Source organism: Aeromonas sp. QDB39 (assembly GCF_027707585.1).
Classification (GTDB): Bacteria; Pseudomonadota; Gammaproteobacteria; order Enterobacterales; family Aeromonadaceae; genus Aeromonas; species Aeromonas hydrophila.
In genome coordinates, this window is record NZ_JAPCIV010000040.1 from 1 (window position 1) to 15,199 (window position 15,199).

At 57.7% G+C, this 15,199-nt stretch carries 12 protein-coding genes; 6 read left to right on the forward strand and 6 right to left on the reverse strand.

Going from position 1 to position 15,199, the window contains the following annotated elements:
- Positions 1 to 65: 65 nt before the first annotated feature.
- The 4 genes from PG899_RS19725 to PG899_RS19740 all read right to left on the reverse strand — a co-directional run bounded on the left by PG899_RS19725 (position 66) and on the right by PG899_RS19740 (position 4,348).
- Positions 66 to 599 carry a hypothetical protein gene (locus PG899_RS19725; protein ID WP_270697586.1) on the reverse strand — a complete coding sequence of 178 codons (534 nt, stop codon included), beginning with the start codon at positions 597 to 599 and terminating at the stop codon, positions 66 to 68.
- A complete protein-coding gene (locus tag PG899_RS19730) occupies positions 583 to 2,328 on the reverse strand; it encodes a hypothetical protein (RefSeq protein WP_077097251.1) in 1,746 nt (581 codons plus the stop codon). The genes PG899_RS19725 and PG899_RS19730 overlap by 17 nt, the downstream gene beginning before the upstream one ends.
- 376 nt (positions 2,329 to 2,704) lie before the next feature.
- On the reverse strand, positions 2,705 to 3,532 hold the full coding sequence (locus PG899_RS19735; protein WP_077097253.1) for a bifunctional transcriptional activator/DNA repair enzyme AdaA: 828 nt from the start codon (positions 3,530 to 3,532) through the stop codon (positions 2,705 to 2,707).
- 51 nt (positions 3,533 to 3,583) lie between these two features.
- A complete protein-coding gene (locus PG899_RS19740) occupies positions 3,584 to 4,348 on the reverse strand; it encodes an SDR family oxidoreductase (protein ID WP_077097267.1) in 765 nt (254 codons plus the stop codon).
- Positions 4,349 to 4,685: 337 nt separating this feature from the next.
- Here PG899_RS19740 and PG899_RS19745 point away from each other — a divergent pair, with 337 nt between their 5' ends.
- Together PG899_RS19745 and PG899_RS19750 are read left to right on the forward strand one after the other, a co-directional pair.
- The gene (locus tag PG899_RS19745; protein ID WP_190283612.1) at positions 4,686 to 6,035 is read left to right on the forward strand and encodes a leucine-rich repeat-containing protein kinase family protein; all 1,350 of its coding nucleotides are present in this window, start codon (positions 4,686 to 4,688) and stop codon (positions 6,033 to 6,035) included.
- 216 nt (positions 6,036 to 6,251) lie between these two features.
- A complete protein-coding gene (locus tag PG899_RS19750) occupies positions 6,252 to 6,905 on the forward strand; it encodes a thiopurine S-methyltransferase (protein ID WP_016350923.1) in 654 nt (217 codons plus the stop codon).
- Between the two features lie 295 nt (positions 6,906 to 7,200).
- On the opposite strand, the gene PG899_RS19755 is transcribed toward PG899_RS19750, so the two are convergent.
- Complete coding sequence (locus PG899_RS19755; RefSeq protein ID WP_270697588.1) at positions 7,201 to 9,975, reverse strand: insulinase family protein; 2,775 nt, start codon at positions 9,973 to 9,975, stop codon at positions 7,201 to 7,203.
- A 162-nt stretch (positions 9,976 to 10,137) separates the two neighbouring features.
- Between PG899_RS19755 and sixA the strand changes: the two genes are divergently transcribed.
- The 3 genes from sixA to PG899_RS19770 all read left to right on the forward strand — a co-directional run bounded on the left by sixA (position 10,138) and on the right by PG899_RS19770 (position 12,064).
- Positions 10,138 to 10,605, forward strand: coding sequence for a phosphohistidine phosphatase SixA (gene sixA, locus PG899_RS19760; protein WP_077096998.1), 468 nt, complete (start codon positions 10,138 to 10,140; stop codon positions 10,603 to 10,605).
- Between the two features lie 133 nt (positions 10,606 to 10,738).
- Positions 10,739 to 10,945, forward strand: coding sequence for a DUF1107 domain-containing protein (locus tag PG899_RS19765; protein ID WP_016350921.1), 207 nt, complete (start codon positions 10,739 to 10,741; stop codon positions 10,943 to 10,945).
- 201 nt (positions 10,946 to 11,146) lie between these two features.
- A complete protein-coding gene (locus tag PG899_RS19770) occupies positions 11,147 to 12,064 on the forward strand; it encodes a DMT family transporter (protein WP_270697589.1) in 918 nt (305 codons plus the stop codon).
- 49 nt (positions 12,065 to 12,113) lie between these two features.
- Here the strand turns inward: PG899_RS19770 and PG899_RS19775 are convergent, their stop codons facing one another.
- On the reverse strand, positions 12,114 to 13,730 hold the full coding sequence (locus tag PG899_RS19775) for a peptide ABC transporter substrate-binding protein (RefSeq protein WP_077096997.1): 1,617 nt from the start codon (positions 13,728 to 13,730) through the stop codon (positions 12,114 to 12,116).
- Between the two features lie 384 nt (positions 13,731 to 14,114).
- On the opposite strand from PG899_RS19775, the gene fbp reads away from it, so the two are divergent.
- On the forward strand, positions 14,115 to 15,149 hold the full coding sequence (fbp, locus tag PG899_RS19780; RefSeq protein WP_077096996.1) for a class 1 fructose-bisphosphatase: 1,035 nt from the start codon (positions 14,115 to 14,117) through the stop codon (positions 15,147 to 15,149).
- The last annotated feature ends 50 nt before the right edge of the window (positions 15,150 to 15,199 follow it).

A 15,199-nucleotide genomic window follows, 5' to 3' on the forward strand; every position in this document is an offset into this window, starting at 1 on the left:
ATGGATACCGTGTCTCCTTTCCCGGGGAATGGCTATGGCACAGCGAAGGTGTAGCACTATTGGGATCAGTTATTTAGAGATTTCCGCAATAATGCTTGATTAGAACTAGGTAATAGTTCTTCTTTTAGCAAGTGCTCTTGTATAAATTCTGAGAGCTTATCACCATTCCATTCTTCAAAGGAGATATTGTTCTTCGTATTTCTTTGTTCATAACCTGATACCTCTTGTCTAATTCCTGAGTTAACATCGCCACCAAAGCACAAGCAAATTACTATTTGCTTATCTCTATGTTGAGGTGGTAGGCGACTAGGTATAAACGAGTCTTGAATTTCATCTAGAGAAGGCCTCAGAGCTTGATCTGTATTTCCGTTCCAAGTTTCGCGCGTAAGGTTGCCAGACTTAACTGAGAATAAATAAACTTTATCTTCCTCACCATTTATTCGTCCAACTGCGGCGATATCGACACCATACTCTTTCACTCCACGTGCTGGAGAAATGAATACATTCAGCCCCATACTACTCAGCAAATCTGGTAGCACAGCATCTAATTCAGCCCGCTCTTTTAATGAAGCTAAATATTGCTTAAGAATTAATTTCATTTTTCATTCTCTCACAACGAAAAAATCGCAAAGAATAATCCAAGGATTCAGGGTCTAAAATGTTTAGTGTTGGCATCTCAGCAGAATGGGAGAAGGAATGCATTTGCATTTCCTGTCGTGAAGGCTGTCCGCCGATCTGATGAATATAATAAATTGAACTGTTGCCATACAACAATCGCTGTGGCGTGGCAATCAGTCTAAGAAAAGAATTCTTTGATGCTTCCTCATAGGATTCCTGCATATCTTTTTCAAAATCTTTCCAATATAACTCTATATTTTTGCTTGGAGCTGCCAGCTCTTTTAATTCAGACACTCTTAATATGTCTAAATTATGTGCCTCAAGCTTGTCAAGCAAAAGTCTGCATATATAATCTTGTTCATTATTATCTCTATATGTTTGAAAGAATTTTTTAAGTTCACCAGGATAACTAAGAAGCAATGGGTCGTATAAAATATCTTCAAGTGTTGCAATGGTATGTTTAGAAGCTGATCTTGATATAGACAATATTAAACTTGCTGCAGCTATAGGCCGTGTAAATAGCCAACCGACAGCTTTACGACTAACAAATAATTTCTTCTGTTCATCGTCTAGCAATGCCATATCTGCATTGAGCTCAATATCCTTCCCTGAGATATCATGAAGTAGAATAAAGACATTCTGACAAAGAGATGACTCTCCATCTAAAAACCATTTTGTAATAAGATGATTGCGGAATTCGAAGTGCTTTGTTAATAACTCGCTGGAAAAATTGTCCAAGGACTTAAAGTTAATATTATTATCTAAAATTGATTCAAGTAATTCTATTGCAAGAGAGAACTCCTGTTTTTCAATCAGTCTGGATAATAATAAATCAATGTTGTCTATAATTCCTTTCTGCTCCGGATAGACATTAAATAGCTGCCTTACCAGTAGTTGTTGAATACTATCTGGGAAGTTGTTTTTTTGAAATAAGATTATATTAGAAATCGCATAAATAACTTCGGGAGACGACTTTTTAACGAAAGTAATTAGTAGTTCTTCTATATGGGGCCAATAAGATGGAAATATAGTTCCAAGGTGAAGTACAGACCTTAGTATTGAAGCGCGGCAGATACTATCATGCTCAATATTGGCACTGCATTGAATTAGCTCCCAGATGAGGCAGGCTTGAACTTCATCGATATTTAGCCTCCCTAATGCATAATAGGCTTGATTCCTAATGAGACCATTACTATTGGCAATCAAACTTTTTGTTATCTGTATAGCCTCAACTACATGTTCTAAATTATATGCGAGAATTGCACAGGAAAGAAATGGGGCATACAAATCAAGCTCATTTTGCTTCATTATATACATGACGCACTCTGTAGGTCGATGTATATCATCTACGCGGCAGAAACTCTCAAAGGCATCATAGATTCCATTGATGGCTAAATCTCTGCCTGCTTGTTGTGTGAGGTGTGCTAGGCAATGTACAACATCTTCGACTCTTGCATCTATTAAAGGTAGAGCACCTTCAACTGTATGCAAAATTGTAAAAAAAATTCTTTCATGAGAGGTTCTATTAACGTCTAGCACTATTTTTAAGAGATCAATATCACCTGCGTTGTGAAGGTCAGATAGAGTCTCTGTCAAGAAGGTCTCTTCTGAATGTATTTCTTGAATATACAAATCGTGAATCAGAGTAAGTAGATTTTCTACGCTTTTACTTTCATTTAGCAACTTACCTCTGGTTTCTTCTAACGACATTATCCTGTACCTCAACACACTGTCATTAAATAAGTAGTTACTTTGTAATGTATCGGTAAGGAGGTCAAATGGAAAATTTTTTATTTTAGAGGTAGTTCGGCAGATTATTTGACATATTATATCTTGCAAAAAAATGCTCTGAAAATGGTGCAATGCGCTGCGCTTATTGCACCCTACGTGTTTCGTTAATTTGCTGGGGTGGTGTTGCTAAGCGCCATGCCTCGCCAAAACAACAAAAGGGGCGATCTGCGCCCCGATTCTTCTCATGTTCCCGTTTTATATCGCTGCCTGCTCGTTCGGCGCTGCCTGATTGTCTGCTGACTCACAACCAACACTCCAGTTTCTCCCCCATCAGGGCGAGCAGAAAAGGCCAGGTTCACTCATACCTCGCCGCTTCCCAGGCGTGTATCGCCTGTTTGCGGGTCTCGCCCCAGTGATAGCCGCCGAGCTTGCCGTTTTGCTGAATGACTCTGTGGCAGGGGATCATCAAGGCGACCGGGTTGGCGCCCACCGCCAGCCCCACGGCGCGGGCGGCCTTGGGATTGCCGACGGCGCTTGCCACCTGGGCGTAGCTCACCACTTTGGCGGGCGGGATCTGCAGCAGCGCCCGCCAGACGCTGATCTGAAAGTTGGTGCCGCTCACGTGCAAGGAGATGGGGCGATCCGGCGCCTTGCTGCTGTCAAACATGGTGTGGATGACCCCCCGGGTACGTGATGGCGCCACCCTAAGTTCTGCCTCTGGCCAGCTGTGGGCGAGGGCGGTCAGCGGCGCCTGTGGGGCCTGGTCATCGAGAAACGAGAAGTTGCACACCCCTCGCGGGGTCAGGGCAACGAACGCCTGGCCGAAGGGGGTGTCGTGCACCCCGTGATCGATAACCAGCCCGGCCCCGCGCTGCTTGTACTCGCCCGGCGTCACCGCTTCGAGCTGCACGAAGTGATCGTAGAGCCGCGAGCCGCTGCTCAGGCCCAGGGTATCGGCTACCTCCAGCAGCGGGCGTGACTCCTGCAATAGTGCCTTGGCCCGCTCCAGAGTCAGCACCTGCAGATAGCGTTTGGGCGTCACCCCGGCCCAGCGGCTGAACAGCCGCTGGAAGTGAAAGGGGCTTAGATGCACGTGCGCCGCTATCTCGTCCAGGGTGGGCTGGCGCGTCACCTGGCTTGCGATAAAACGGATGGCATCGGCGATGCGGGCGTAATCAGACATAAGGCGCTCTCACGATAAGTTTGCAGCCGCAGGGTGTTGGGTGCGACAAGGTCATGTGCGACAAATAGATACCCCACCATCGGCCAGCAGGGCAATGCCGGTGGTAAAGCTGGATGCATCGGACGCGAGATAGAGGGCCGAGCGGGCGATCTCCTCCGGTTGGGCCAGCCGTTTGAGGGCATGCATATTCTGCACAAAGGCGAGACTCTCCGGCGTATCGGTAAAGGCCCGCCCCATGGGGGTGTCGGTGCCCCCCGGCAGCAGGGCGTTGACCCGCACCCCTTGTGCCCCATATTCGGCGGCCAGCACCTGAGTCAGGCCGATGAGGCCCGCCTTGCTCGCGGCATAGGCCGCCATGCCGGGCAGCCCCAGGGTATGGCCGACGAAGGTGGAGGTAAAGATCAGCGAGCCGCCGCCGCGTGCCTGCATGGCGGGGATCTGGTACTTGGCCCCCACAAAGGCGCTGGTGAGGTTGGTATCCAGGGTCTCCTGCCACTGCGCCAGTTCAAGCGCCGGCACGCTGCCCGGCGTCCCCGTGGTGCCGGCGTTGTTGAAGGCGATATCGAGCCCGCCGAAACGGGTCAGCGCGAGCTCCACCAGGGCGCGGGCGTAAGTCTCGCTTTTCACATCCCCCGCCAGGCTCACCGCCTGGCCCCCTTCATGGCGGATCTCCTCCACCAGCAGCTCCAGCTCGGGCTGGCGGCGGGCGCCGACGACGACGCTGGCGCCTTCCCGGGCAAACAGGATGGCGCTGGCGCGGCCGATGCCGGAGCTGGCGCCGGTGATGATGGCGACCTTGTTGGACAGTAATGACATGGCAGTTCCCTCGCAGGTGTGTTGTGCGCCAGCTAAGTGGCGCACGGGGTTGGCTGTGGGTTGGAACCTCAACGGGTTCGGCTCTCAATTGATTCGAACCCACTCTGGTTTGACCCCACTATGGCAATCGGCCCTCACAGACACGACCCGAATCTTGCTCTCTTTGCCCCATATCACGGCACCGTGCGCCGATGCCGACCCTCGCGGCAACAAAACAGGGGATCTTCGGCCGTCATTCTCTATAATGCCCCCTCTTTTTTTGACTGCCGGTTTGACTGCTGGGCCATACCGGCGGCACCGCTGGCCGCGAGCCGGCCACCCCGATAGAGACGATGTCATGCATACTCTGGAACAGCTGCGCGCAGGTGAACTCTGCGGCGCCCGCCACCTCAAACTCGCCGAAAACCTGACGGAGTTCCCGCCCGAGATCTTCAGTCTCAAAGAGACGCTGGAGGTGCTGGATCTCACCGGCAACCAGTTGAGTCGGCTGCCTGACGAGCTGGCCGAGTTCAGCAAGCTGCGCATCATTTTCTGCTCCGAGAACCGCTTTACCGAGCTGCCCGAGGTGCTGGGGCGCAGCCCGGCGCTCACCATGGTGGGCTTCAAGGCCAACCGGATCACCACGGTTCCCGCTGCGTCGCTGCCGGCGGGGCTGCGCTGGTTGATCCTGACCGACAACGCGGTGGAGCAGTTGCCCGATGAGCTGGGTCAATGCGGCGCCCTGCAAAAGCTGATGCTCTCGGGCAATCGCCTGCGCGAGCTGCCGGCAAGCCTGGCCAACTGCCAGCGTCTGGAGCTGGTGCGCATCGCCGCCAACCGGCTCGACGCGCTGCCGGATTGGCTGGTGAGCCTGCCACGCCTCGCCTGGCTGGCGTATGCAGGCAACCCCTTCAGCGACAAGCAGGAGCAGCGGCTGGGCCAGTGCGCCTCGGTGGCCGACATCCCGTGGGCTGCGCTGACGGTGGGCGAGCTGCTGGGGCAGGGGGCATCCGGTGTCATCCATCGCGCGGAGCTGGCCACGCCGGCGGGGCCGCGGGCGGTGGCGGTCAAGTGCTTCAAGGGGGCCGTGACCAGTGATGGGCTGCCCCGCTGCGAGCTGGCGGTGTCGTTGGCGGCTGGTCGTCATCCCCATCTGGTCGGGGTCGAGGGGCGGGTGGGCGATCACCCCTCCGGCATCCCGGCGCTGGTGATGGCGCTGATAGACCCAGATTTTATCAACCTGGCGGGGCCGCCGAGCCTGGACTCCTGCACTCGCGACATCTACCCGGCCGATGCCCGCTTTACCCCGGCCGCGCTGCTGGCCATGGTGCAGGGGGTGGCGAGCGCCGCGCTGCATCTGCACGGACGCGGCATCCTGCACGGCGATCTCTACGCCCACAACATGCTGCACTCTTTGCAAGAGGAGGGGCAGTTGCTGCTCGGGGATTTCGGCGCCGCCTCCTGTTATGAGCGAACCGATGGTGAGCTGGCCGGCTTGCTGGAGCGACTGGAAGTGAGAGCCTTCGGCTGCCTGCTGGAAGAGCTGCTGGCCCGCTGTGCCCCCTGTGATGACAGGCTGGATGCCCTGCATGTGCTGGTAGATGACTGTTTTGCCGAGGTGGTGGCGGTGCGTCCCGGCTTTGCCGAGATTGTAGCCAGGCTTGCTGCGGTGGCGCCGGTCATCTGCGCCGAGCCAGTTTTGCTGTGATCCGGCCCGCCCTGCCGTCGCGGTTGCAAGCAGGTGGAAAGCAGGCGAGCAAAAGCAGGAGTGGATGACAAAAAGATGTCAAAAGGGGGCCTTGGGGCCCTTTTTTGTTTTGTTCCGCTTTTTTGGGCAAAAGTTATGGCTGCCGCCTTGTTGGTGCTTGCGTGTGCCGGGCTAAGTTGTGATATTGAGGCATCTTTACATGACAGGGGTTACTGGATGGAAGCGGCATTTTGGCATCAGCGTTGGGAAGAGAACCGGATCGGCTTTCATCAGGCGGATTTCAATCGCTGGCTGCAATCCTGGTGGTCGGCCCAGCAGCAGGGCGAGCCCGTGCTGGTGCCCCTGTGCGGCAAGTCCCGCGACATGCTCTGGTTGAGCGGGCAGGGCCATCCGGTCGACGGGTTCGAGCTCTCGTCCGTCGCCATCAACAGCTTTTTCAGCGAGAACAAGTTGAGCGACACTGTGAGTGCCGAGGGACCCTATCAGTGCCATCAGCACGACAGCCTGCGCATCTATGAGGGGGATTTTTTCGCCGCCCCCGAACTTGGCCGCCGCTATCGGCTGGCTTACGACAGGGCAGCCCTCATCGCCCTGCCGACCGCCATGCGCCGTCAATATGCCGAGCTGATGAGCCGGCTTATCGAGGCGGGCGGTCAGATCCTGCTGGTGACTCTGGAGTATCAGCCGGAGCAGCAGCGCCAGCCGCCGTTCTCGGTGGGGGAGATGGAGGTGCGCACCCTGTTTGAGCGCCACTTCCAGGTCGAGGTGCTGGGGCGAGCGGCGGAGCTCGATCACCCCAGGGTGCTGTCGGGCCAGCTCTCCTACTTCGACGAGGTGGCCTACCGGTTGGTGCGCCGTCCAGAGGCTTGACCAAAAGCGTGACCCGAGGCCATAAAACTCGCCATAAAGCTGCAGCTGGTTGACTCTTTATTACCTCCTTTGACATAGATCAACGTGACAAGGGAGGGGAGTGCCTAAGATGAGCCTGTTTCTCAATCACTGTTGTCATCGGCAGGCGCGCTCTGGTTTGGGACTGCCCGCCGACCATCAACTCAGTGTCTGATTTTCACGCTCATGTTCACTTTTGGCGGCTCTGGTCGCAATTGATTATGGTTTTTCCAGCCGACCCCACGGGGTCGGCTTTTTATTGGCTGAAAGAAGGGGATCAGGCCTCGAAGGTGGCGGCATTGAGCCGGAACGCACGCGGGTCGTCGATGAACTGGCCGGTGATGCGCTCGTCGTGCTCGTGGCCCTGGCCATAGCTGCAGAGGATCAGCCGATCCGACGTTCTCGATCTCAGCTGGGTGATAAAGCGCACCAGATCGGCGCGGCTCAGGTTGCCCACCTCCTCGCACACCCTTTCGCGCTGATCAAAGCCCAGATCCTTGTTGCCGATGCTGACCCACAGTCGCTGGCCGCGGCTGCGCAGGTTGGCATCCCGCTCGCTCAGCTGGGCCTGCAGGCCCGCCTTGCTGTCCTGCCACTGGCGGGCGGTGAGCTCGAGCATGGCCAGCGGAAACAGATCGATGAACTCCTCTACCGCATCCAGCAGGATCTGCGGCCCGGCTACTGGCGACTGGATGTAGAAGATGAGGCCGGGATGGCGGTTGAGGGGCAGGTTGCCGGCCCCCACCACGTAGCCGAGCTGCTGACGGGTACGCAACTCGTGAAAGAAGGTGGAGGACATGATGTGGTTGGCCAGGGTGAAACAGGCCAGATCCCGCGCCCGTGTGGTGCGTGACTGGTAGTAGACCAGCAGGGCCGAGTCTTCATGCTCGCAGCCCTGTTCGCGAATGAGGGTGCCCCTGTCCTGAATGGAGATGAGTGGACGACGGGTCTCGGCACTGGGCTGGCTGTTGACACCGAGGTGGCGCTCCAGCAGGGCGGCGAGCTCGAGGGCCTCGGCGGCGGTCCAGTTGCCGTGCACCAGGGTCTCTACGTGCACCTCGGCAAAGAGGCTCGCCACGAAGGCGGGCATCTCGCCCAGCTCGACGCTGCGCAGGTGGCGCAGCAACTGCTCGAACGGCGGGTTGTTGGGCTGCAGCAGGCTGGTGAGCTGGTTGAACAGCTGGGAGATGGGGCGCGCCTTGGACTGGTTGTCCCAGTTGCGGATGAGCTGCTCCTTGATCTCGCTAAAGCGGGCCGGATCCGGGTAACCCAGGGTGCGGTTGCCGAGGATCATGTCGAGCAGCAGCGGCTGCTTGTCGGCAAAGCCGCTCAGGTTGATGGTAAAGCCTCCCTGGTGGGCATAGATCTGGTAACCGAGCCCCGCCAGCTCCGCCGGGTAGGTGAGGGCGTTGAGGTGGTCGGTGAGCAGCTCCACTGCCAGGCGGGCCATGGCAATGTGGCGCGGGCTCTTGACCGCGTGCTCGCTGTCGATGGAGATGTAGAGGTTGCCCTTGGGCACGCTGAACTGATGCTCGTGCAGGTGCCAGAGCCGAAAGCCGGGCCGATCGATCAGGCAGGCGGGCATGTCTGCGGTGAGCTCGGGCGTGCGCACATCGAGCCGGTTGCTGATGAAGGGGTTGGGCAGCGGCAGGGCCAGCGCCGGATCCGGTTCGCTCTGCTGCCAGCGGATCTTCTCCGCCTCGGTGATGGTGGTCACGCTGTAGGGGGTCTGATACCAGCGGGCCAGCCGGTCCGTGCCGAGCTCCGGCGCCGTGATGGTCAGGCGCAGGTTGTGGGGGGTGAGCTTGGCGAGCAGGCGGCGAATGAGCGGCTCGTCGTATGCGCGCATCATGTAGTCGCCGTAGAGCAGGTCGTCGGGAGCATAGCTGAACAGGTTCAACACCAGCCCGGAGACGGTGTCGAGCGCCCGGCCCCGCTCCTGGAAGCGGAAGGCGGACTCAAGCACGGTGCGCTTCTCGTCGTAGCGCCAGGCTTCCACCCCGCCGCGTTCGATGAGCTTCAAGTAGCCGAACAGGGCCGCCACTATCTCGTTGACGTGCTCGAGCCCGAGCGGGGTCAGGCCGAAGTTGACGCCAAAATCCTTGAAGTTGGCGCCGCTGATGCCGCCGCCGGCGGAGAGCTGGTTGACCCAGCCCTTCGCTTTCAGCAGGGAGAGCAGGCTGCCGTCTCCTTCGTAGCCGATGAGGTGGCTCAGGAAGGTGAGGGGCTTCTTGTCGTAATACTCATCCACGTTGGGCAACGGGAAGGTGAGCGCGAGTTTGCGGGTCTCCTTGACCGGGTTGATCTGGATGCGAATGCCCAGGTCATCGAGCCGGTAGAGGGGCATCTCGAGGGTCGGCGTTCCCAAATTGCGATTCAAAATGGGAGCGAAAAAGCGATCGCACCAGCCGAGCTGGGCCTCGATGGTGGCTGGCGAGATTATCACCAGCGCCATGCGATCCGCGCTGTAGTGGGTTTCGTAAAACCGGATGAGGTCGGAGCGCAGATCCCGACCGGGCAGATCGGCCAGGGTATCGAGGTTGCCCACCGAGAATTTGGCGAAGGGGTGGGCGGGATTGACCGTCTCCTTATGCACCTGGTAGCTGCGGCGCACGTCGTCCTGCAGCTTGAGGCGGTATTCGGAGTCGACCGCGTTGCGTTCCTTGTCCACCCACTCGGGATCGAAGGTGGGGCAGATGAAGAACTGGGAGAAACGGTCCAGCCCAGCCTCGAAGAAGCCGTTGTCGATCTCGAAGAAGAAGTTGGTGAACTCGGTGCCGGTCCAGGCGTTGTTGCTGCCGCCATGACGGCTCATAAATTGCTGGTATTCACCAGGTTTGGGATAGGTGCAGGTGCCAAGGAACAGCATATGCTCAAGGAAATGAGCCATTCCCTGCCGGTCCGCCGGATCGTCGAAATGGCCGGTGTTGACGGCCAGGGAGGCGGCAGACTTGTCGGTGTCGGGATCGCAGATCAACAAGACCCTGAGCCGGTTTGCCAGCTCCAGATAGTGGTACTGCCGATGGTCGTTGGGACTGGCATATGGGCTCATTGGCGCGTGACTCTTGTTGGATTTATTTGAATTTAAACATGATTATCGACCCCGCTACCCGGTGAGGCAAACCCTTTTCTGAGAGGTAGCGCAATTGTTTCCCCCGGCATGGCGGGGTAAGATCCCCCCGCTATCAAAACAGGCCCGTTGGGCGAGGTTGTAATGAAAATCTACATCATGCGTCATGGCCAGGCAGGCATGAATGCGAAAACAGATGAACAGCGTCCACTGACCGAGCAGGGAATCGAAGAGTCCATCTACATGGCCCGCTGGCTGGCTCCCCAGCTTGGCGACAAGCTGGATCGGGTGATCCACAGCAACTACCTGCGCGCCAAACAAACCTGGCAGAGCATATGCAGTGAATTACCCAAGGCAGGGGCCGTCGAAGAGAGTGGTGACATCACCCCTTATGGCGATCCGGCCTTCGTGGCGAGCTACCTCACTGCGCTTGCGGCCAAGCACGACAGCATTCTGATGGTGAGCCACCTGCCGCTGGTGGGCTATCTGGTGCAGAGCCTCTGTCCGGCAGCCGGTGCCCCCATGTTTTCCACCTCAGGTCTGGCCTGTATCGAGTGGCAAGATGGCAAGGGGGTCTTGCTCTGGTTGGAAGGACCACATACAATACGCTAAAAGTTAATAAAAAGTTATAGATTGGTTTTTTGGGGAAGAGAGTCGCGATTTTTCCGGATTTTTATACAGAATTTACGGAATTATTTCGCAGAAGCTGCTGTCATACGGATACAACTGCAAGAGGTTGCAAACGATGAGAGTGTTCAAGAAGTACCTGCCGCTGATGGTGGCAAAACATGTCAAAACCTTCTTCAAGGGGCGGATTTACATCCACGGCAGAGGACGCTTTGACTTCCAGTCCGGCCTGCTGATGATGCCCACGTCGGCGGACATTCCCCACCGTCAGACCGTGGTCGAGGTCAACGAGTTGATCTCGAGACTGCACATGGATGCGGCGTGATTGCTTCGTCACCTCGCTGATCCGCGTCATGCCCGCCACCGTGCGGGCATGACTGTTTTTGGGCTCCCTCCGGCCTCTTCAGCGCTGTTCGACCCCCCTTTTTGTCAGCCAATTCTGCCCAGGCGGCGCGGCGCTTGCTAATCCTGTTGACCCCCCTATACTGCCGCCAGAAATACCCGCTGCTTTTTTCTGGATATAGCGATGCCACTTGCCTTCTTGTTTCCCTTCTCCTGCATGGCCATCTGGGCCGGCAACGCCATCGTCAGCAAACTGGCGGTGGGCGTACTCTCACCGGCGGCGCTGGCCTGGTCGCGCTGGATGGTGGCCGCCATCATCTTGACGCCGTTCCTTGCGCACCGGGCCTGGCGGGATCGCGCCAAGCTGCGCGCCGGCTTCTATCAGCTGGCGGCGCTGGCTCTGCTCGGCATGGTGTTCAACCAGACTTTCGGCTATTACGCGGCGCAGACCCTGGGGGCCACCGAGATCGGCCTGATGATGGGGCTGACTCCGCTGATGACGGTGCTGCTCAGCATCTGGCTGCTGCGCGAGCGCCCCACCTGGGGGGCGCTGCTTGGCGGCGTCATCTCCATCCTGGGGCTGGCGATCTTGCTGGGGCAGGGGGATCCCGCCCGCCTCTTTACTCAGGGTATCCACATCGGCTCCGTCTACATGCTGCTGTCGGCGGGTACCTATGCGCTCTACAGCGTGTTGCTCAAGAAGTGGGATCTGGGGCTCGACAACTGGTCCATGCTCTACGGCCAGGTGCTCTGCAGCCTGCTGTTTCTCACTCCGTTCTATTTGCTGGTGGACGGGCAATGGCCGGACGGCCGGGCGCTCTGGCTGATCCTCTATGCGGGGATCCCGACCTCGGCCCTGTCGCCCTGGCTGTGGATGCAGGGCATCGCCCTGCTGGGGGCAAGTCGCACTGCCATCTTCATGAACCTGCTGCCGGTGATGACTGCCGCTCTGGCCATCAGCTGGCTCGGCGAAAGATTGACCAGTTATCATCTGATCGGTGGCGGCATGACCCTGTTTGGGGTGCTGCTGGCCCAGTTGCTGGTGCAGCCTGTGGTGCTGCGCCGGCGCAGGGTGGCGTTGGCCGCCTGCCGGGACGAATGAGAAAAAAGACCGCCGAAAGGCGGTCTTTTTGTCTGCGGGATGGCGAACCTTATTGCGCGGTCAGATAGAGATCTTTCGAGTAGACCAGATCCTGCGGATTCTGATAGGGGTAGCCCTTGATGTTGGGTTTGAGCAGGCGGGATTTGACATAGAAATAGACCGGGGCGATGGGCGCTTCTGCATCGATCAGAGCCTCGGCCTGCTGATAGAGCTGGTTGCGTTCGGCCGGATCCCTGGCGTCATGGGCCTTGGCCAGCAGGGCATCGTACTGCTTGTTGAACCACTTGCCGCTGTTGGCACTGCTGCTGGAGGTCATGATGTCGAGGAAGGTGGAGGCATCGTTGTAATCCCCGTTCCAGGCGTAGCGGCTGACCCCGAAGTCCCCTTCGTTCAGGGCCGACACCATGGTCTTCCACTCCATGTTGTTGAGCTTGGCCTGCACTCCCAGGTTATGCTTCCACATGGAGGAGATGGCCAAGGCTATCTTCTTGTGCCCTTCGTTGGTGTTGTAGAGGATGTCCACATCCAGCGGCTTGCCCGGGCCATAACCCGCTTCGGCGAGCAGCGCCTTGGCCTGCTTGATCCGCTCTTCCTTGCTCATCCGCTCGCTGGCCGGTCGCTTGAGCTCGAAGCCGTCCACTATCGGCGGCGTCAGGCTGAAGGCGGAGATCTGGCCCTGCCCCAGGATCTTCTCGGTGATGGTGTCCCGATCGATGGCCAGGGAGAGCGCCTTGCGCACCTTGGGGTTGTCGAACGGCTTGCGCTGGGTGTTGAACACGTAGTAGTAGGTGGCCAGGGTCGGCACGCTCACCAGCTCCTGCGGGCTCTGCTGCTTGAGCTGCTTGTACTGCTCGAGCGGATAGCTGGTGTAGTGCAGCTCGCCGGCGCGATAGCGGTTGTAGGCGGCGGTGTCGGAGACGATCTCCAGATAGAACACCTTGTTCAGCACCGTATGCTGGTTGTCCCAGTAATGGGGGTTGCGCTCGGAGATGAGACGCTCGTTGGGGGTCCACTCCTTGAGCACGAAGGCCCCGTTGGAGACGATGTTGCCCGGCTTGACCCACTCATGACCGAACTTCTCGATGGTCGCCCTCGGCGCCGGGAAGGTGGTGTAGTGGGAGAGGGTTTTGAGGAAGAAGGGCACCGGGTTTTTCAAGGTGATCTGCAGGGTATGGGCATCGAGCGCCTTGATGCCCAGCGTATCCGGGCTCTGCTTGCCCTGAATGACCTCGGCGGCATTGGTGACGCCGGTCAGCTCGATGAACCAGGCGTAGTTGGAGGCATTCTTGGGATCCGCCGCCCGCTGCCAGCCATAGACGTAATCGGCCGCCGTCACCGGCTCGCCGTTGGACCATTTGGCATCGGGTCTGAGCTTGAAGGTGTAGACGGTGCCCGTGGGGTCGAGCTCGTAGCCAAGAGCGCCGGCAGGCTGCAGCTTGCCGTCTCCGTCCAGGGTGTAGAGCCCCTCGAACAGATCGTTGACGATTTCGCTGCCCGCGCTCTCTTCCACCATCTGGGGGTCGATGGAGGCGGGTTCGGTACCTATGTTGCGGATGAAGGTTTGCTGTTCTGCCGGCAGCAACTTGGTACCGGCCGGTACCTGGGCTGCCAGGGCGGGGAGTGTGAACAGGGCGGCAACCGTGCCGGCAATGAGTGTCCTTTTCATTGAATATCCTTATGTTTTTTTGCTTCCAAAGCCGGGCCAGTGTGCGGGATTGATGGCGAGATCTCAAGAGGCAGACAGGTCCCCCATGGCATGTGTCCCAGATAGGGGGCATGGCGGGGATCTTGCCATCCTCATGGCGACATCTTCGTGAGTTTTTGCCACGAATTAACATCGAAAAAGTTACCGATTGAAACCAGTTTGAGGGCGGTTTCGGGCGAAAAAGGTGGGGGAGATGTGCGTTTATTCAGCGGCTTAATTCGCTGCAAAAACAAAAAACAGGCGTTACATTAGGTTACAAAACAAGGCTGCCGAGGATCGGCACTTTTTTTGTCTATGCGTGCAAACGTTTTCAAAGCCAACGGAAACGATCTTAAAGGAACAATAATGCGAAACATGATCACCATGGGCGAGTTCATCGTCAAAAAGCAGGCGGATTATCCCACCGCGACCGGCGAGCTGACCTCGCTGCTCAGCTCCATCCGCCTGGCCGCCAAGGTGGTGAACCGGGAGATCAACAAGGCGGGGCTGGCGGACATCATCGGCTCCATGGGCGCTGAAAACGTGCAGGGCGAGGTGCAGCAGAAGCTGGACGTCTACGCCAACGAGCGCTTCAAGGCGGCACTGGAAGCCCGTGGCGAAGTGTGCGGCATGGCCTCCGAAGAGGAGGAGGATTTCGTCTCCTTCGATTCCGAGCTCTCCCGTCACTCCAAGTACGTGGTATTGATCGACCCCCTCGATGGCTCCTCCAACATCGACGTCAACGTCTCCGTCGGCACCATCTTCTCCATCTACCGCCGGGTCAGCAAGCCGGGCGCCGGCGTCACCCTGGAAGACTTCCTGCAGCCGGGCAACCGCCAGGTCGCCGCCGGTTACGTGGTCTACGGCTCCTCGACCATGCTGGTCTACACCACCGGCTTTGGCGTCAACGGCTTTACCTACGACCCCTCCATCGGCTGCTTCTGCCTCTCCCACGAGAACATCCGCATTCCGGAGGAGGGCAAGATCTACTCCATCAACGAGGGGAACTACATCAAGTTCCCGGACGGGGTGAAGAAGTACCTCAAATATTGCCAGGAGCGGGACGAGGCGACCCACCGTCCTTACACCTCCCGCTACATCGGCTCGCTGGTCTCCGATTTTCACCGCAACCTGCTCAAGGGCGGCATCTACATCTATCCGTCCGGCACCAACTCGCCGAACGGCAAGCTGCGCCTGCTCTATGAGTGCAACCCCATGGCGTTCCTGGTGGAGCAGGCCGGCGGCAAGGCATCAGACGGCTTTGGCCGCATCATGGACATCCAGCCCACCGCGCTGCACCAGCGTACCCCCTATTTCGTGGGTTCCACCAAGATGGTGGAGCGGGCCGAGGCCTTTATGCGGGAGTTCTCTTCCCATGAGGATCCGGCTAATCAGGGTTGATCGTCAGAGGTGTAGGTTGGTGCTGAGCGCAGCGAAGCCCAACGTTTACC